Genomic DNA, 16,729 nt, shown 5'->3' on the forward strand with positions numbered 1-16,729 from the left:
GGCTGGGTAGTCTTCTTGGCGTGAAGCGTCCCCTCGTGGTTCTGGCTCTGGTCGCGCTGGTGGTTTCCGGGTGCGGCAGTGGTGAGGTGTCCCCGCTGACGTCGAGTGCGCCCAATGCCGGGCTGGCCGATTTCTATGGCCAGCAGCCGGATTGGCGGGATTGCGGGGACGATTTCGAGTGTGCGCAGGTGGAGGTGCCGCTCGATTACGATCAGCCGAGTGGCGACCGGATCGGGATCAGCGTCATTCGGCTGGCGGCTACCGGGGATCGTATCGGGTCGTTGCTGCTTAATCCGGGTGGGCCGGGTGGGTCTGGGATCGAGTACACGAGAGCTGCTCGGGTACAGGTGAGCGAGGCGGTGCGGGACAGGTTCGACATTGTTGGGTTTGATCCGCGGGGTGTGGGTGAATCTACGCCGGTGACTTGTATGTCCGGCGGGGATCTCGATGCTTACCTGGGTCTGGATATGAGTCCGGATTCGGTGGCGGAGACGAGGGCGATGGAAGCGGGCTCCCGCGATTTCGCCCAAAGATGTCACGAAAAATCGGCAGAACTCCTACCGCATGTAGGTACGGCGGATGCCGCTCGCGACATGGACGTGCTGCGTGCGGTTCTCGGCGATGAGGGGCTGACCTATCTCGGCAAGTCGTACGGGACTTACCTGGGTGCGACTTATGCCGACTTGTTCCCCAAGAAGGTCCGCGCGCTCGTCCTCGACGGGGCTGTCGACCCGGCCGTGTCCGCCCTGAAGATGAACGAAATCCAGTCCAAGGGCTTCGAGGTGGCTCTTACCGCCTTCATCGAAGACTGCCTTGAAGCGTCCGACTGCCCGTTCCGTAGCAAGACGGCCGAAGGCGCCCTGAACGAGATCACGAACCTGCTCCGGCGGGCCGATCAGCAGCCGCTGCGCAACACCCTGGGAGACGGCCGGGCGATCAACGACACGTGGCTGGCGTTCGGCATCGCCACCCCGCTGTACGACAAGAACTCCTGGAAGGCCCTTCGGGAGGCTCTGCGGACCGCTTTCCAGGGGGATGGCACATACCTGCTCCGGTTCGCCGACATTCTGCTCGGACGCCGCGAGGACGGCACCTACTCCAACCAGACGGAAGCCAACAAGGCCGTCAACTGCGTGGACCACGTCTACCCGGCGGATACCCCCGACTTCGACCAGGCCGCCGCCAAGGCCGGCAAACTGGCTCCTCGCTTCGGTGAGTTCGTGATGTGGGACTCGCTACCGTGCGCGTACTGGCCGGCCAAGGGCCCCGATCCGGACCGCAAGCTCACCGCTTCCGGGGCGCCGCCCATTGTGGTTGTGGGGACGTTGCGTGACCCTGCGACGCCGTACGAGTGGGCGGAGGGTCTGGCCAGCCAGCTCACCTCCGGCGTCCTCCTCACCTACGACGGCGACGGCCACACCGCCTACATGACCGGCTCCACCTGCATCGACACCGCCGTAGACGACTACTTGATCAACCTCAAGCCCCCCACCGAAGGCACCCGCTGCTAACCCAGGCGCGACAACCACTCCAAACCCTGTAGACTCGTTCTCGCTGTCCGCAGCACCGCCGCCTTAGCTCAGTCGGCCAGAGCGACGCACTCGTAATGCGTAGGTCTGGGGTTCGATTCCCCAAGGCGGCTCCACTCATGACCAGGGCGTTTCCCTTCCGGGAGGCGCCCTGTGATCGTTCTCCGTTGCATTTCCCGTTGCAGTTTGAAGACGTTCATTCTCGTTTGGAGCGCCGCAAGGCGTCCCCTTGCCGACTGGGCGTCGGGGTCTGGGATCCTCCGTCTTCGGTGTCTGGGCGACACCAAATTGGGCAGCCTTGATGGAGGACTGGCTATCCCACCGAGGCTCTTCGCCGGAGCAGCGTGCAGATCTCGATGACGTCGCCATCATGGCTGAGGTCGGTACCTCAGTAGGGTTCAGGCACTGCGTACGTTGCTGCAAGGTCGCCACTGCTTGGCCGAGTCTGGCCGCGAAGGTGGTGACTTTAAAGTCGGGTGCTTCGAGACACTCTCGATCATGGCCAAGGTACCCGGATCGGCCCGACTTTAAAGTCGCGCATTTAGTGGTTAGTCTGGAACGCACTGGGTTAGTGGCACTGCCATGGGTCCAGACGAAGAGAGGCCCCGACCAGTCGTTGTGCGCGGTAGGTCGAGGCCCCTCCTGAGAGAGCTCTGGCCCTCTGCTAGGTCAATGAACCTACAAGGGCCAGAGCATCCTCATCACCGCTTCCACTACCGTGAGTACTGCTCTAACTGCGAGCAAGCGCTGTTCGGAGTGGAATGCGTTCTTGCTGCGTCGCCTCCGCGACATGGGGTAATCCCCTCTCCGTGGGCAATTGGTTAGGAATCGCCCTTTTCGGTCGATCCACCGAAAAACACCGGCCGAGTCGGAGATGTCGTTCTTGCGACTGGTCCACAGGGTAATTGCCTTCGCCGAGTTGCGTGACGTAACCGTGTTCCCTACCTCGCTCAACTGGATACGAGCAGATCGCGAGAATGACACAGAATTGCCCATTCCCTCCATGTGGACCTAAACCCGCTGGTCAATCAGCTGAGACTCAAGGAGAAAATGTGAGATAGGTCACATTTTGAATAGTACGTCGCTTACGGTCAGGTGATCGCGATTCCTCTGCCAAGTGCTGCAATCAGTTCCAAAGTGCTTTGCCATCCGCTTGGCGGCGTCTCGCGCCATCGGGGTAGCCACGTGCGTATACCGCTGGGTGACCCGGATGTCGGAGTGACCGAGGACCTCCATCACGGTCCGTACATGTACGCCCATGTCGATCCCTCTTCGGACAGGTACTCGCATGTCGGAGCACCCTTTCGGACACGGATTCTCGACCACCGGGCAGACGTGACCGCGTTTACGGCAGGCCTTCGCACACCTGTCGCGGTGCCGATGCTTCTCACGGTTCTTGGGGCAAGGCGTCGCATGCTTGCCCTCAAGTAGCCGAGAAGAGGGCGTTGGCTTGCAGGGGCAGCAGAGTCGCTGTTACTCAGACAGCAAATAGATGTCAGGTGTCCCGCAATTGCCTCAGCAGGGCCTCGCGGTCGAGGTCGGTCATAAGCGTCAAGTTGTAGAGATGTTCAATGGCTGCTCGCCTGCTTACATGGAGCCGCTCGGCGACTTCGCTGATACTGTGATAGTCGGTGATGGGATCAGGCAGATCGGCGATTGCTTGCTGCACTAGATCGATCGGCATCAAGAACATTGCTGCGAAGGCGTTTGCCCGGCGCTCTACCACCTCTGGCGCCCACGGGCCGCTTGCGATTGCAAGTTTCCGTCCTCGTGAACGATCAAATAGCAGATGGCACAGCTCGTGAGCCATGCTGAAACGTTTCGCATTGAGCGAGTCATAGAAGGGGGAGTTCGTGTTCTGAACGACAGTGGCCCGAATCTCTTTGCCTACTATGGCGCACGCTCGGATGTTGTGGTCTTCAAGGCCAAGGGAGATGACGGCCACGCCGAGATGGCTCAACAGTGCTTCGATGTCAACATATTGCTCAATAAACTTGGGTGGAATTTGATCAAGGACTTCTTCGGCCAGGTCATATCCCTGCTCCCACGCCGGGCTTGACAGATCAGGGGTCGCATCTTTACATAGGCGATCCAGGTTGGGGACCGTATCCTGCGTAGTCTGCTGATCGATCAGCACTCTTCCGAGAGTTTCGATGTCCTTTTGTGTCACCGTAGGCGACACCGAACTGAAGAGGAGGGCCGCATGAGACGGGTCGACCACGGTCAGTTTCGTGCTCTGGCTTGAAAAGGCCGGCCCGGTCGCGTCGGCGCCAAGCTGGCGAAGGCTCTTCATGATCTCGGCCCACCTGGCGCTTAGAATGAGGTGTTCCGCCTCGCTCTCAAGCGGGTAAGAAGCCGAAGAAGCCATGCGAATACCGGCTAGCCAGGCAAGTCTTTCATGTTCTTGATCGGGCATTTCCAGTCTTTTGAGGCGGTTGGCCAGAGCGGCTATTCGGCTGCTGTGAGGCATGCGCTCGCACAGATATTCAGCTGCTTCCCGAGTGACCTTGAACAGCGGGTCGGCGACTTGCCGCGGTGTAAGCAACGCGGCGCCGCTGGTTGCACTGTAGCGAAACCCTCCAACAGTTCCAGCCAGTGGTTCGTCGTTCCAGCTCAATTCAATAAGGTCATTCAGGCGGCGTATCACAACATTTGGCAGTAGGCCACCATCGCGTGCCGAACGAAGGGCGTGACGACTGTGCCAATCATACCAGTTCTGTTCCCAAATGAGCGTCTCGGGTTCTCCGGCGAGGGCTGGCGCATTACGCGTCCCGGCCAGTGCCTTGGCCGCTGTTTCTCCGTTTCTGTTGGGCAGTTTCTCCTCATGCAATATCGCATTCCAGTTGTCTGCGATCCACTCCAACACCGATAGCAGATACCAATGGGAATGCTGGAGAACTTCACCCTGATCGACGTGTGCGCATAGATTCTCACCGCCGACCCACAGTTGCAGTGCACCCCACGACATGGTTTCCTCTGGCGTGGCTGCCGCTCCACGGTGAGGGTCGTCGATGAAGCTGATTCGGATGGCGAACAAATCCGTGTTGCCGTCGAACTTCTCCCAATGGATCGTCATCACCCACGCTGCCTAGCACGCCGGACGGTTCGGCGGGTCACCTTGCCAGAAGCGATCCAGTCGGCGACGAGGCGAGGAGGGACTTCCTCCCATCCGACTGGGTAACCGTGCCACTTGCCCTCGATGTGCTCCTGCGCACAGTAAGCCTCGGTGCCATCAGTCGCGTATCGCTTGCAGCCCGTGAGGTCACTCTCCTGCAAGAGCCCTGGGCCATCGGCATAGGGTGGACATATGGAGCCGTGACGTCCCGGAGTCGGGATCGGCTTGTGCTTCGGGTTCGGCTCGTAGATCAGAACCGGTGTGATCACTTGATCAGGAGCGGGTTCTTCTAGATCACTGCCGCTCATGATGCCCTTCCGTGATCACAGAGTTAGCCCAAGTGTGTCCCCTACACCAGAATGATAAACGAGGCGAGTCCATCGCCACCGGGTTGCCTCGCAGGGCAGGGTTGCGGACATCAAGTGCGCTTCACCGTCGTGTCCCGACGTGCGCGGTAGCGGACCGACACCGGCTGGTCCGGCACGGTTGCGCCAGAGTCGTGCTGCAGTCCGCTTCCGTCGTTAGCTTTTGCTTCCCGTAACCGTGAGCGCCTTCGGCCTCGCCGTCCCGGTGGCACGCCGACAGGCCGCACGCGGGACGGAATGCGCAGGTCCGCGGGGGTGCGCCGGGGCACGGCGGGGCGCGGAGCGGTACAGCGGGGTGGCTGGACGGAACCGGCCGGGTTCGCTCGCGGTCACGCGGTGAGCACGCCGACGGCCGCGAACAGGTAGAGGCAACCGCCGAGCGACACCGCGACGCCGGCGACGGCGGGGAGCCAGCCAGCCACCGCGGCGGCCGGCGACCAGTTGCGGGCGCGCCGGGCCAGCAGCCCGCCACCCTTGATCGTCACAACGCCGACGGCGGTCAGGGTGGCCGCCATGCCCACCCCGAACGCGATCACCAGCACGACGGCGTCCAGCGCTCGCCCGGTTAGCAGCCCGCTCACCAGCACGATGAAGGCCGACGGCGAGGGCAGCAGCCCGCCCGACAGGGCGAGCGCGACCAGCCCGCGCCGCGACCACGGATCGGTCGGCGACTGCGTCGCGACATCGCCGCGCGCCTCGCTGGAAACCGGCGACTCCGGCTCGGCTCCGAGATGCCCGTGTCCGTGTCCGTGTCCGTGCTCGTGCCCGTGTCCGTGCCCACGTCCGTGCTCGTGCCCATGTCCGTGCCCATGTCCGTGCCCATGTCCGTGCTCGTGCCCGTGCCCATGGCTTGTCCCGCTTCGCCGCTCGCGCAGGTGGCGGTAGACGAGGTGGGCGCCCACGCCGATCACGACCAGCCCGGCGAGCACCTGCAGCCAGGCGGTGATGCTCTTCGTGCCCAGGCCTGCGACGCCGCTGAGCCCCACCCAGGCGACCGCCAGCACCAGCACCGAGAAGGTGTGCATGACCGCCACGATCACCCCGAGCCGCACCGCGTCCCGGTACCGGCCGTGGGTGCCGATCAGGTACGCCGCGGTGATGCTCTTGCCGTGCCCGGGGGCCACCGCGTGCACTACGCCGACGCACAGCGCCACCGCCAGGACCAGCCAGAACGCCGCGCCGCCGTCGAACATCGCGATCAGGCGGCTGTCCGCCCCGCCCATCCCGTTCACGCCTGCCCGCCCTTCCGGCGCCGTACCCGCAGCAGCACGAGCACTCCGATGATCGCGGCCGCGGCGGCGGTGCCGGCGGCGACGGTAGTCACGGCCGCGGTCGTGCCGCCGCCGGAGGCGGTGAAGCGCAGCCGGGTGGTCTGCTGGCGCGCGGTGTAGAGCGCCTGGGCCGGGGTGGCGGGCGTCTCGGCGGTGAGCATGGTCCGGTAGTTCTCGTCGAGGTCGGTGAGGGCGCTCACCGTGACGTCGAGGTCGACGGCCGGCCCGGGGCAGTCGAAGGCGAGCCGGGCGCCCTGGGCGACCAGCCGCTCCAGCGACTCCAGCCGGCCGGGGCACGGGGTGCCGCCCTGCGCGACGGTGATCCGGCCGAGCAGGTAGTCCCGGACCGCCGCGGACCGCTGCAGCTTCTGCTCGCCGGTGAGTGCGGTGGACACCGACCCGGTGGCGGGGTTCTCGAACGCGCCGACCGACTGGCCGAGCGCGACCCAGTCGTCCTCGGCGGCCAGCCAGGCGATCGCCACGTGCGAGCCGTCGACGCTGATCCGCGCGGTGGACGGCGGGCCGAAGGGATGAGCGGCGGCCGGCGCCGCCGGCACGGCGGCCACCGCCGCCCCGGCGAGCAGCGCGCCCGCCAGACGGGTACGGAAGGTCACGGGATCTCCTGTCGAGCTGGCCGGGATGGCGCGGGCCGCGCCCCGGTACCAATCCCGGAGGACCGGTACCGGGGCGGGCCCGCATCCGGTGGGGCTACTACTTGACCGTGATCACCGGGCTGGTGATCTTCTGGGTGGCGCTCTCCAGGTACACCCGGTAGGTGCTGTCCTTGTTGAGGTCGGCCGGCAGCTTGAAGCCGTAGCTCAGCTTGCCCAGCGCGTCGGCGGTCTGGGTGCCGACGTAGGTCCGGCTGTCGTAGTCGCGGTCGCCGTTGCCGGCGTTCGCGGCCGTGCCCTTGGTACGGAGGAGGTAGACCTTCACCTTCTCGGCCGGGTCGTAGCCGAACGCGGTGGCGGTGAGCTGCTCACCCGGCTCGACACTGGTCTTGTCCACGGTGACCTGCTCGCCGGTGTTGCCGGTGCCGAGCTCGGTGACGGTGCGCTCACCCGCGTCGTTCTTGCGGATCAGGAAGCCGTCGTGGTGCTCGCCGTTGGCGTAGCGGGCCTCGAAGCGCAGCTGGTCCTTGTCGACGTCGATCATCTGGTACAGCTGCGTGTTCTCGCTGGTGCTGATCACCTCGCCGCCGTTGCCGGTCCAGTTCACGCCGCCGTTGAGCTCGTACATCTTGCCGCCGGAGACGGACACCACGTACGAGACGCCGTTGTGCGTGGTCGCGGACTGGCGGGCGGACTTCAGGTTGCCCCGGCCGTAGGAGTGGTCGTGGCCCTGCAGCACCAGGTCGACGCCGTACTTCTCCAGCAGCGGGGCCCACTGGGCGCGGACCACCGGGTTGTTGCGGGTGCCGGTGTTGGAGTAGACGGGGTGGTGGAAGGTCACCACGGTCCACTTGTTCGGGTTGTCCTTGAGCAGGCCCTCCAGCCACGCGGTCTGCTTGGCCATCAGGTCCGGGATGGACTGCACGTTGGTGTTCAGGCCGATGAAGCGCACGCCCTGGTAGTCCACGTAGTACGCGGTCTTGGCGATGTTCTCGGCGCCCGGGTAGTCGGTCCAGGCCGGGCCGTTGTCCGGGTACGGGAACTGCGGAACCCAGAACGAGGACAGCGAGACGCCGCTGTACTCGTGGTTACCGGTGATGGACAGGTTGTTGACCTGGCTGTCGATGAAGCCGCCGGCCTTGAACCACTGGCCCCACTGCTCCTCGCTGTTGGCGGAGTCGATGAGGTCACCGGCGTTGACGATCATCTTGGCCTGCGGCCGGTCGGCGAACGCCTGGCGGAACACCCGGGGGACGGCCGAGTCGATGAAGTTCTGGGCGTCGCCGTAGTAGATGAAGGAGAACGGCTGGAAACCGGCGGCGGCGGTGGTGAAGTCGCTCCACTCGCTCCAGTTGGTGCCGTCGCCGACGCGGTAGGTGTACCGGGTGGCGGGCTTGAGGCTGGCGAACTCCACCGTGTGGTACGTCGAGGCGTACCCGAGGGTGGTGTTGACCGGGGTGCTCGACTGCGCCTTCACGTTGGTGACGGCGCCGGCGGCGGGGGCGACCTCGCCCAGCGCGCGAGGCGACTCCAGGATCTCGGCCTGGGCGAACTCGGCGGTGGTCTCGGCGCGCCAGGTGACCTTCTGGGACGAGGAAGGCGTGGCGGTCGGGGTGAGGATGACCCGGTCGGGCATCGGGGTGGGCTTGTGGATCTCGGCGGCGGGGAACTTCGGCGGTGCGGCAGCGCCGAACGCCATCGGGCTGACGGCCAGACCGCCGACGAGCAGCGCGCTGGCGCCGATCACGATCAGTTTGGCCTGCCGGGTCCGCAGGGACCAGGGTCGGGTGGCGTCACTCACGTCGAGCTTCACTCCTGAGGAAGTGGATTGCACCCCACCGAGGGAGCACGGTGGGATGTCCGAAATCCACGCAGATTCGGTTGGCCAAAGACCGGCCAGAACCTTGCCGCGAAGTGAACTGACGATCTTTCCTGCGCCGCTGTGAGCAACGTCACCCGAGGTCAAGCCGGGGAGCCGAGCCGTCATCCGGCCTCCGTACGGCTGACACCCGGCGTTGAGGTGATATTTCACTTGATCCGCCAGTCTGGGGCGATCAGCATGATCGCCCGTCAGGACAGGTGTCGATGACCGTAGCCCGGCCGCCCGCCCGCCGGCCGTTCCGCCTTCTGACGATGGTGCCGGCCGTGCTGGCGCTCGGCACGCTCTTCGTCGCCCCGGCCACGCCGGCCGTGCACAAGGGCGACGACTTCATGACCCCGGGGACGACCGGAGTGCTCAACCTGGAGGCGGGCGAGTGCTTCACCGACCCGGAGTACTCCCCGGCGGCGGGCGAGGAGATCGTCCTTTACACGACCTGCGACCAGCACGCCGACAACCAGTCCTACGGCTTCGTGCACGCCGACGACGGGCGCTACGACCGCGTCGCGCTGGCCGCGTTCGGCTGGAGCAGCTGCGAGCGGGGGTTCGTGCACTACTGGCCCGGTGCGGCGGGGGCCGAGCTGGACTACTACCCGATCCTGCCGACCGCCGAGACCTGGGCGGACGGCGACCGTGACATCATGTGCGTGGTCTACGACCCCCGCGGCGAACTGGCCGGCTCGATGCTGCCCCGGGCCTGACTCTTGTGCGGAAGAGAGGACACCTACACCAGTGGCGGCGGGTAGCGGTGGATCTCCGCTCGATGGCCCGTCGAACCGGCGAACTTGGCATCGTCGGTGAGCAGCGGCAGTTCCAGCAGCTCGGCCAGGGCGACGTACATGCCGTCGTAGGCGGTGAGGTTGTTCCGCAATTCCAGCACGCGAGGTTGGAGAGGCAGCATCGGATGGCGGACGATTCTGAGTTGGGCGTAGCGCTCCAGCATGATTCTGGCCCGCTCCTCGGAAATGCGTACCTCCGGTTTGCTGGTGATCACGTGACCGCGCACCACGGAAGCGATCTCGACGTCGATCAGGGCCGGAGCGTGTACTTTGCGGGCCAGTCTTTGACGAAGGAGGTCGTCGCCTTTCACGTTCGCCAGAAGGCGGAACACGATCGAGGCGTCTACGACCAAGCTCACCGGCGCCCCTCGCGCATCGTCTCGCGTACGAAGTCGGGGTCGTACGGCACGGGTTCGTCGTTGGCGATCTTGGCCATTACTTCGTCCAATGCTGGAGCGGCCGCCTCCTCGTTCAAGAGATCACGTACGTAGGCGGCCAGCGATTTGCCTTCTCGCTCGGCGCGAGCCTTCAACATTCGCTCTGTTGCCTCGGGGACGTCTCGGATCTGAATGATACCCATGCAACCACTCTAGCATGCACATTGCATGCAAACTGGTTCCATCGTCTTCTCCTCGGCGGGCTCGTTATATCCGCGGCTTCGCTCACGAGGCGGTGATAAGTCCGTACGGAGCGCACCTCAGCCGGTGGCGGTCGACGCGAAGGCTGCGGCCGGCCGCCCGTTCTGGTGGCTGGAAAAGGCATTCCGCGGAGAGTCAGGCGACAGACGGAAGCGCTGGTTGCGCGTGCCCGGGGCGAAGCAGTCCCAGGTCTGCATATAGCCATTGGCCGTGGACGCGCCCGTCACGTCCAGGCAGCGCTGGCCCACGTCGGCCTTGATGCGGTAAGCGCCCATGCCAGCGTCCCAGGTCAGCCACCACTTCTGGTTGTACCCACCGGAGCAGGTCCATTGCTGCACTACGGCCCCGTTGCCCGAGTTGTTATCGCGCAGGTCGAGGCAGGCGCCGCTGTGCGCCGACACGATCGAGTACACCTCGCCGCTGACGTGGCCCGTGCTCCGGATGTACCACTTCTGCTGCGAGTTGCCGCTGCACGTCCACTGCTGGATCCGGGCGCCGTTGGCCCGGGACCCATTGACGACGTCCAGACACTTGCCGCTGTTCAGCGGCCGGAGCTCGTACTTGATCTCGGCCGTGCTTGCCGGTGTGGCGGTGGCGATGATGGCGACGACGACGGTCACAGAGGTGATGAGGCGTTTCATCGAGACCCCTCACTGTCCTTCGAATGGGCACTGGTGCCGATTTCTCGGGCTGAGCTCGGACATATCGGTATACGTGGGGTATAGGCCCTGCTGAGAACGAGCTTTGGCGCGGTAGGCCTCCCCGAAACAAGGCTCGTCAGGTCGTCGCCAAGGCCTCCGTGGGTGACAGGCGGGCCGCGCGGATCGTTGGGTACAGGCCTGCGATCGCACCGATCATCACCGTCGCGCCGACTCCGCCCGCGAGAACCCACAGCGGTACGACCGTGGGCCACTTCTGCGTCGTGGCGTACATTCCGGCCACCAGATAGCCGAGCAGCGCACCGAACGCACCGCCGAGCAGCGACAGGAGCAGTGACTCCGCGACGAACTGCGTGCGGACCTGGCCTTTTGTGGCGCCCTGCGATCTGCGCAGGCCGATCTCCGAGCGCCTTTCCAGCACCGAGATCACCATCGTGTTGGCGACGCCGATCCCGCCCACGAGCAGCGCGATCGCGCCCAACCCGAGCAGCAACGCGTCGAAAGTCGCGTTCGTGGCCCGGCGCGCGGCCAGCGCGTCGGACGGCCTCGACACCTGCACCGCGCCCGGCGCCGACGGGTTGGCCGTGGGCGCGAGCACCGTACGCACCGCCTCCACCTGCGACTCCACCGACCGCGTGTAGACCGTCGTGGGATGCCCGTCAAAGCCCAGGTAAGTCGTGGTCGCCGGCCACCCCATGAGCACCGCCGAGTCGAGCTCCGGCGCGAGCAGTACCTTCCGCAACACCCCGACCACGACCCACCACCGGCCGCCGACGTAGACGGCGGGCACGTTCCCGAGCCGCTGGGCCGCCGTCGCGCCGAGCACCACCGCCGGATACCGGTCGGTCGCCGCATTGAGCCAGGCACCGTGGTCGAGCGTGCCGCCGACCACGGTGGTCGAGCGTGCCGCCGACCGTCCTGAGCAGGTCGAGCTTGGCCGCGAGCACGGACAGGCCGCCGGACTGCGCCGCCGGGATCCGGTCGTTGCGATAGGCGTAGGTGTCACTGAGCACGCCGGTCGCGGTGGCCGACCGCACCGGGCCGATCCGCTTGATCATCGCGACCGACTCGTCGGGCAGCGTGGCCTGCTTGCCGAACATCGTGTTGCCGGGAGACACGGTCAGCATGTTGGTGCCGAGCTTCGCGAGTTCCTGGTCGAGGTCGGCGCGGCTGGAGGCGGAGATGCCGACCACCGCGGTCATCGCCGCGATGCCGATCGCGATGCCCAGCGCCGACAGCACGGCGCGCAGCGGGCGCGAGCGCAGACCGTATCCGCCGAGCCGGGCCAGGTCCGACAGGCGCAGCCGGGCGGGCCGTAGCGACATCTCAGACCACCTGCCCGTCGCGCATCGGCACCTGCCGCGGCAGGCTGTCCGCGATTTCGCGGTCATGCGTGATGACCAGGATCGTCGTGCCCGCCTCGTTCAGCTCGCACAGCAGTTTCATCACCCCGGTGCCGGAGACCGAGTCGAGGTTTCCGGTCGGCTCGTCCGCTAGTAGTAGCGGCGGGTCGCCCACGACCGCGCGGGCGATGGCCACCCGCTGGCGCTCCCCGCCGGAGAGCTGGTAGGGGCGGTGGGTGAGCCGCTCGCCCAGGCCGACCCGCACCAGCGCGGCCTCGGCGCGCTGCTCGCGTTCCCGCTTGCCGACGCCGGTGTAGAGCAGGCCGTCGGCGACGTTGCCCAGCGCGTCCCGCCCCGGCGCGAGGTGGAACTGCTGGAAGACGAAGCCGATACGCCGGGCGCGCAGCGCGGAGAGCTGTCGGTCGGACAGCGACGCCACGTCGTGCCCGTCGATTCGCACGGTGCCCTGCGACGGCCGGTCCAGCGTGCCGACCAGGTTCAGCATCGTGGACTTGCCCGAGCCCGACGGCCCGACGATCGCCGGCAGCTCGCCGTAGCCGATGACCAGGTCGACCGACCGCAGCGCGGTGACACCGCCGGGGTAGGTCTTGGTGACCCCGGAGAGTTCGATCACCGGGTCGCCGACGACGGTTTTGAGGGGATTGACAGATCGGGGTACACCCGATTTCGCAAGCATTCACGTCCAGCGCATTTCGGGTCGCGGTGATCGCGCTGTGTGATCGTCCCGAGGTGCGCCACGCCCTAGCTGTACGGCCAGAAATTGGCGACGACCGTGTTAGTGCGAACGGTCCAGTACGCTCCGGTGGTGGTCCGGTAGATAACCGTGGCGAAGATCTCGTCGGCCTCGGTGCCCGGGTCCTCGTCCAGTGCGCCTGAGTCTGCGTAAGCCACCGGCTGGTAGGAGCTCAGAATGTGCTGAACGCCAAACGGGCCGTCGTCGCCGTACAGATGCCATTCCGCCGGCGCCATGAACGGCCCGCAGGTGACCTCCAGCTTGTACGCCTGGTCGTCAGTGTGGAGGCTGGTGACGGTCAGGCCGCACTTCGGGGCGGCCTCGGCCGGGCTCGCGGTCACGACGGTCAGTCCCAGGCTCAACGCGGCCAGCAACGTGACCGGCCCCGCGACTTTCTTTCCTATCCTGATCGAATTCATGGGTGGACTCTCTCTTGAACGGTGTCGTTACTGAGAGGGCGTTCCATGACGTGCCCAGCCGTTCCACGCCGTTCCGGCGCGGCTCAGAAATCGCCGACGATTTCATGGAACGGGGCGGAACGGCATGTCACGCCATAGAGGTGAAGGGAAGGTCGGAAAATGATCAAGATTGTCCGAAGCGTCGCCAGAGTCGGTGCCTTCTGTGCTCTTCTCGGGGGAATGGCTGCCATTCCTACCCCGGCACAGGCCGCGTCCAACAGTTATGTCCAGGTTCGGTACGAGCGCGTCGCGAACTCGAACCCGCGCGAGTACTGGGTCATCATCGAGGGCCGGTTCGCCACCACCTTGGCGCTGGCCCAGGCTTACATCAACGGGAACTACAACGTCTCATGGAGTCTCACGGGCGAAGACTTCGGGTTGGACCACGTCATCCCGAAGGCGGCCGGGGACGTGCCTCGGCGCAAGGTGTATGCGACCTCCTTCGGCCTGGCTTTCAGCACCGAGCAGCGCGTCTCCAGCGCCAACCTCATGGAGGACGGGCCGACCGACATTGCCGAGGTGTACGCGACGGTCGGCCTCTACAAGCCCAATGGGAAGAAGGCTATGGGTCTGAAGTCCAGCACCACCAAGCGAATCTTCTGAGCCCGCGTCCCACCCGGCTGTGGGCGTCCTCGGTGGCCGGCCGATCCCGGCCGACGCCTGTCCAGGGAGGATGTCGCCTGGATCGAGCAGGGCGCCGCCCACGGCGCCCTTTGACCAGGGCGTTCTCCACTTGGAGAGCGCCCTGTCGCCCGTCTCTGGTCGTGCTACCCGGTGATTCGCGGCAAGGCGGGTCTCAGCAGGTCAGCTTTCCATTTTCGGTGTCTTCTGGGGCGTGCAGTACGGGCAGGCGGGTGCGGGGTCGACGCAGACCTTGACGCTGTCGCTGTTGTTGGACGGGTTGAGGTCCAGTTCCTTGCCGCTTGCGGTGGCGGTGTTGGTGGTTTCGGCGACCGTGGTGGCCTTGGCCTGGACGGTCAGGGTGGCTGTGGCGCCGGCGGCGAGAGTGCCGACGGTCCAGGCCTCGCCGACGTACGCTCCGGTGGAGGACGTTGCCGACAGGAGGGTGAGCCCGGCTGGCAGCGCGTCCTTGACCACGACGCCGGTGGCGTCGTTCGGCCCGAGGTTGCGGACGGCCACGTGGTAGCTGATCATCCCGCCGGCGGTGACCCGGATCTGCTCGGCGGTCTTGACCACGATCAGGTCGACGGCCGGGTTGACCTCGGTGACGGTGTCGCCGCTGGTGGAGGTCAGCGGTTCGGGGTCGGGGCCGAGCCGGTTCTCGTAGTTGACCGTGCCCTGGTTGGTTGCCTGCTTACCTGCGGCGGCAGGGCCGACCTTGACCCGGAATTCGACGGTGGTGCCGTCGGGCAGGGCGTCACTGTTGGGCAGTTGCCCCCCTGCAACGGCGGTCGCGCCGGTGCCCAGCATGACGGTGATCTTGCCGGTGGCGGGGTCGAATTCGGCCTGGTCGTCGCCGGCCTGGTCGGTCTTGGCGCCGCTGTTGGGGCCGTTGACGACCTGGAGCGAGCCGGGTACGAAAGTGGTGCCCGCCGGGATGGTGTCGGTGAGGCGGACATTCTCCGCCGCGCCGCCGCCCTTGTTGACCGAGGTCAGCCGGTAGGTGATCTCTTCGCCGACGTTCAGCGGCCCCTGCGGGCTCGCGGTCTTGCTGACGACCACGCACGGTGCGGTGCCGAAGAAGACATCGTCGAGGAAGTTGCCGAAGGTGGGGTTCCCTCCCGCGGCGGAGATGGAACGGAAGGCGAACCTGGTGGTCGTCATCCCGGCGGGCACGGTGTAGGTGCCGGTGTAGGTGCCCCACTTCGTGGTGCCGTCGGAGGCGATCGTCTGTTGGGCGGGGGCCTTGGGATCACCGATGCCCAGTGCCATCGTGTCGGTCCCGAGACGGCCGCGGTGGGACAGTCGCCAGTACAGCTTCTGCCCGGGCGTGGTCGGGCGGTCCTGGTACAGGGTCGCGACCTGGGTGGCGTTCAATTCGGCGAACTGCTTGCCCTCGATGGGAGGGACGCCCATCCGGGTGCTCCAGATCTCGATCGCGTGATCGGTGGAGGTCGTCCGCCAGCCCGGCACCGCGTTCGCGCCGCCCTGCGAGGCATCGGGGAACGAAGCCCACGCCCCGCCGGTAACGACAGGCTGCTCGAAGCCGCCGTTGACCAGCGCCACTCGCTCCGGACAGGTAGCCGGATCCTGCGTGACCGTACGGGCTGGGCCGACGTGCGCCTGGGTCGGCGCGGTGCCGGCCAGCACCGCATCGGACAGCGTCAGCGGCAGGGCCGTCGCCGCCAGGGCGGCGATTGGGTAAAGCATCCTGCGGATGTGCTTCATGATGACGTTCCTCTCGATGGGCGGAACAGGGTCCGTCCGCCAGCGCCGGAGGATTGGCGCTGGTACCACCACGCAGGTTCGCGTGAGCGGCTCACCGGAGGGGGCATGACACGTACCGCTCTGCCAATATTTGGCACGATCTTGTTTGTTAGGACTCTCAGCAGTGAGGACCTCAATCCGGTCCAGGCAGCAGCCGGGCGGGAGACGCGACGCCTCCGCGCTCGTCCAGCCGACTGCCGCAACTATCGGACACGTCCGAAGTCCAGAAGTTACGAGAAATTTCGGGTCGAGGACCCGAACGGGCCTAGGTATCGGCGTAACTGAGGAAAGTTTCAAGGATTATCGTCGTATCCGCGCAGTTCAGGGACTCGCGTCATGTGTCGAGGGCCGAAAGTTTCACCAGATTCTTGACACATTTCGTTACATTTCTCACACTGAGTCCTCAGCAGCTGAATTATGCGCCACCTGGCCAGCGTCAGTGGAGGAACAGGCATGCTCGAATTCGCTCAGGTCGGACGGCAGATTCCGCCGGATTCCCCAGGGGTCCGCCCCGTCCGGGTCAACGGCGGCCGGGATGCCATCCGCCTGAGCTGGAACGGCGCCTGCTCGCCGACCAGTGCCAGGTGAGAATGCGTGACGTCAGCGGCAAAGCCGTCGATGTGGGACTCGGCCCACACCGACGAATCGGGACTCGCTCCTGCCTGATCGCCTCGACTGTTCGGTGCGATCTGAACAGCCTCTCCGCAACCCACTAGCACCCCCCCTTGCTGATCTATGTTCCAGTGGAGGAACAGGCATGATCGACAATGCCGTCCCGGACGGCGGACGCCGTAAGCGCCCGTCAGGTCTCCGAAATGCTCTGATCATTGGCACCGTGGGCGTCCTCAGCGCCGGTCTGGTCGTGGTGGGCATGTCCACCCCGGCCAATGCCGCGAGCACGCTGGGCGCCTCGGCCGCGCAGAGCAACCGGTACTTCGGT

The 16,729-nt window shown here is 65.9% G+C and carries 16 protein-coding genes and 1 tRNA gene; 5 read left to right on the forward strand and 12 right to left on the reverse strand.

What is annotated here, in order from left to right:
• Window positions 1-20 precede the first annotated feature (20 nt).
• Both Acor_RS36935 and Acor_RS36940 read left to right on the forward strand, forming a co-directional pair.
• Window positions 21-1,511, forward strand: coding sequence for an alpha/beta hydrolase (locus Acor_RS36935; RefSeq protein WP_170317269.1), 1,491 nt, complete (start codon window positions 21-23; stop codon window positions 1,509-1,511).
• Window positions 1,512-1,568: 57 nt separating this feature from the next.
• A tRNA-Thr gene (locus Acor_RS36940) sits at window positions 1,569-1,645 on the forward strand.
• A 1,379-nt stretch (window positions 1,646-3,024) separates the two neighbouring features.
• Here the strand turns inward: Acor_RS36940 and Acor_RS36950 are convergent.
• The 4 genes from Acor_RS36950 to Acor_RS36960 all read right to left on the reverse strand — a co-directional run bounded on the left by Acor_RS36950 (window position 3,025) and on the right by Acor_RS36960 (window position 8,692).
• On the reverse strand, window positions 3,025-4,605 hold the full coding sequence (locus Acor_RS36950; protein ID WP_246239634.1) for an ImmA/IrrE family metallo-endopeptidase: 1,581 nt from the start codon (window positions 4,603-4,605) through the stop codon (window positions 3,025-3,027).
• A 733-nt stretch (window positions 4,606-5,338) separates the two neighbouring features.
• A complete protein-coding gene (locus Acor_RS42580; protein WP_170317271.1) occupies window positions 5,339-6,232 on the reverse strand; it encodes a nickel/cobalt transporter in 894 nt (297 codons plus the stop codon).
• 5 nt (window positions 6,233-6,237) lie between these two features.
• Window positions 6,238-6,894, reverse strand: a complete 657-nt coding sequence (locus tag Acor_RS42585; protein ID WP_170317270.1) for a hypothetical protein — start codon at window positions 6,892-6,894, stop codon at window positions 6,238-6,240.
• A 97-nt stretch (window positions 6,895-6,991) separates the two neighbouring features.
• Window positions 6,992-8,692: a purple acid phosphatase family protein gene (locus Acor_RS36960; RefSeq protein WP_155341431.1), complete on the reverse strand. Its 1,701-nt coding sequence runs from the start codon at window positions 8,690-8,692 to the stop codon at window positions 6,992-6,994.
• Window positions 8,693-8,976: 284 nt separating this feature from the next.
• Between Acor_RS36960 and Acor_RS36965 the strand changes: the two genes are divergently transcribed.
• Window positions 8,977-9,471: a hypothetical protein gene (locus Acor_RS36965; RefSeq protein WP_155341432.1), complete on the forward strand. Its 495-nt coding sequence runs from the start codon at window positions 8,977-8,979 to the stop codon at window positions 9,469-9,471.
• A 23-nt stretch (window positions 9,472-9,494) separates the two neighbouring features.
• On the opposite strand, the gene Acor_RS36970 is transcribed toward Acor_RS36965, so the two are convergent.
• From Acor_RS36970 to Acor_RS36995, 7 genes are all read right to left on the reverse strand, one after another.
• On the reverse strand, window positions 9,495-9,908 hold the full coding sequence (locus tag Acor_RS36970; protein WP_155341433.1) for a type II toxin-antitoxin system VapC family toxin: 414 nt from the start codon (window positions 9,906-9,908) through the stop codon (window positions 9,495-9,497).
• Entirely contained in the window at window positions 9,905-10,129 is a 225-nt protein-coding gene (locus Acor_RS36975; RefSeq protein WP_155341434.1) for a FitA-like ribbon-helix-helix domain-containing protein, read from the reverse strand. The genes Acor_RS36970 and Acor_RS36975 overlap by 4 nt, the downstream gene beginning before the upstream one ends.
• Window positions 10,130-10,246: 117 nt before the next feature.
• Window positions 10,247-10,828 (reverse strand): RICIN domain-containing protein, encoded by a 582-nt coding sequence (locus Acor_RS36980; RefSeq protein ID WP_155341435.1) that lies wholly within the window; start codon window positions 10,826-10,828, stop codon window positions 10,247-10,249.
• A gap of 136 nt (window positions 10,829-10,964) precedes the next feature.
• Entirely contained in the window at window positions 10,965-11,588 is a 624-nt protein-coding gene (locus Acor_RS45100; protein WP_246239630.1) for an ABC transporter permease, read from the reverse strand.
• On the reverse strand, window positions 11,506-12,171 hold the full coding sequence (locus tag Acor_RS45105; protein WP_246239631.1) for an ABC transporter permease: 666 nt from the start codon (window positions 12,169-12,171) through the stop codon (window positions 11,506-11,508). Before Acor_RS45105 ends, Acor_RS45100 begins: the two co-directional genes overlap by 83 nt.
• A 1-nt stretch (window position 12,172) precedes the next feature.
• Window positions 12,173-12,823, reverse strand: a complete 651-nt coding sequence (locus Acor_RS36990) for an ABC transporter ATP-binding protein (RefSeq protein ID WP_174876249.1) — start codon at window positions 12,821-12,823, stop codon at window positions 12,173-12,175.
• A 128-nt stretch (window positions 12,824-12,951) separates the two neighbouring features.
• Window positions 12,952-13,362, reverse strand: coding sequence for a hypothetical protein (locus tag Acor_RS36995; protein WP_155341437.1), 411 nt, complete (start codon window positions 13,360-13,362; stop codon window positions 12,952-12,954).
• Window positions 13,363-13,581: 219 nt separating this feature from the next.
• On the opposite strand from Acor_RS36995, the gene Acor_RS37000 reads away from it, so the two are divergent.
• Window positions 13,582-14,004, forward strand: a complete 423-nt coding sequence (locus tag Acor_RS37000) for a hypothetical protein (RefSeq protein WP_155341438.1) — start codon at window positions 13,582-13,584, stop codon at window positions 14,002-14,004.
• 201 nt (window positions 14,005-14,205) lie between these two features.
• Here Acor_RS37000 and Acor_RS37005 read toward each other — a convergent pair whose 3' ends face one another.
• A complete protein-coding gene (locus Acor_RS37005) occupies window positions 14,206-15,750 on the reverse strand; it encodes an isopeptide-forming domain-containing fimbrial protein (protein WP_218034717.1) in 1,545 nt (514 codons plus the stop codon).
• Between the two features lie 492 nt (window positions 15,751-16,242).
• On the opposite strand from Acor_RS37005, the gene Acor_RS45770 reads away from it, so the two are divergent.
• A complete protein-coding gene (locus tag Acor_RS45770) occupies window positions 16,243-16,377 on the forward strand; it encodes a hypothetical protein (RefSeq protein WP_281353300.1) in 135 nt (44 codons plus the stop codon).
• Window positions 16,378-16,729: the final 352 nt, after the last annotated feature.

It is taken from the genome of Acrocarpospora corrugata, assembly GCF_009687845.1.
GTDB lineage: Bacteria > Actinomycetota > Actinomycetes > Streptosporangiales > Streptosporangiaceae > Acrocarpospora > Acrocarpospora corrugata.

What these genes read in the sequence shown, in the direction of transcription:
- Acor_RS36950 (WP_246239634.1), bottom strand. Translation starts at nt 4,605, where the DNA reads ATGACGATCCATTGGGAGAAGTTCGACGGCAACACGGATTTGTTCGCC.
- Acor_RS42580 (WP_170317271.1), bottom strand. Translation starts at nt 6,232, where the DNA reads ATGGGCGGGGCGGACAGCCGCCTGATCGCGATGTTCGACGGCGGCGCG.
- Acor_RS36965 (WP_155341432.1), top strand. Translation starts at nt 8,977, where the DNA reads ATGACCGTAGCCCGGCCGCCCGCCCGCCGGCCGTTCCGCCTTCTGACG.
- Acor_RS36975 (WP_155341434.1), bottom strand. Translation starts at nt 10,129, where the DNA reads ATGGGTATCATTCAGATCCGAGACGTCCCCGAGGCAACAGAGCGAATG.
- Acor_RS36980 (WP_155341435.1), bottom strand. Translation starts at nt 10,828, where the DNA reads ATGAAACGCCTCATCACCTCTGTGACCGTCGTCGTCGCCATCATCGCC.
- Acor_RS45105 (WP_246239631.1), bottom strand. Translation starts at nt 12,171, where the DNA reads ATGTCGCTACGGCCCGCCCGGCTGCGCCTGTCGGACCTGGCCCGGCTC.
- Acor_RS36995 (WP_155341437.1), bottom strand. Translation starts at nt 13,362, where the DNA reads ATGAATTCGATCAGGATAGGAAAGAAAGTCGCGGGGCCGGTCACGTTG.
- Acor_RS37000 (WP_155341438.1), top strand. Translation starts at nt 13,582, where the DNA reads ATGGCTGCCATTCCTACCCCGGCACAGGCCGCGTCCAACAGTTATGTC.
- Acor_RS37005 (WP_218034717.1), bottom strand. Translation starts at nt 15,750, where the DNA reads ATGAAGCACATCCGCAGGATGCTTTACCCAATCGCCGCCCTGGCGGCG.
- Acor_RS45770 (WP_281353300.1), top strand. Translation starts at nt 16,243, where the DNA reads ATGCTCGAATTCGCTCAGGTCGGACGGCAGATTCCGCCGGATTCCCCA.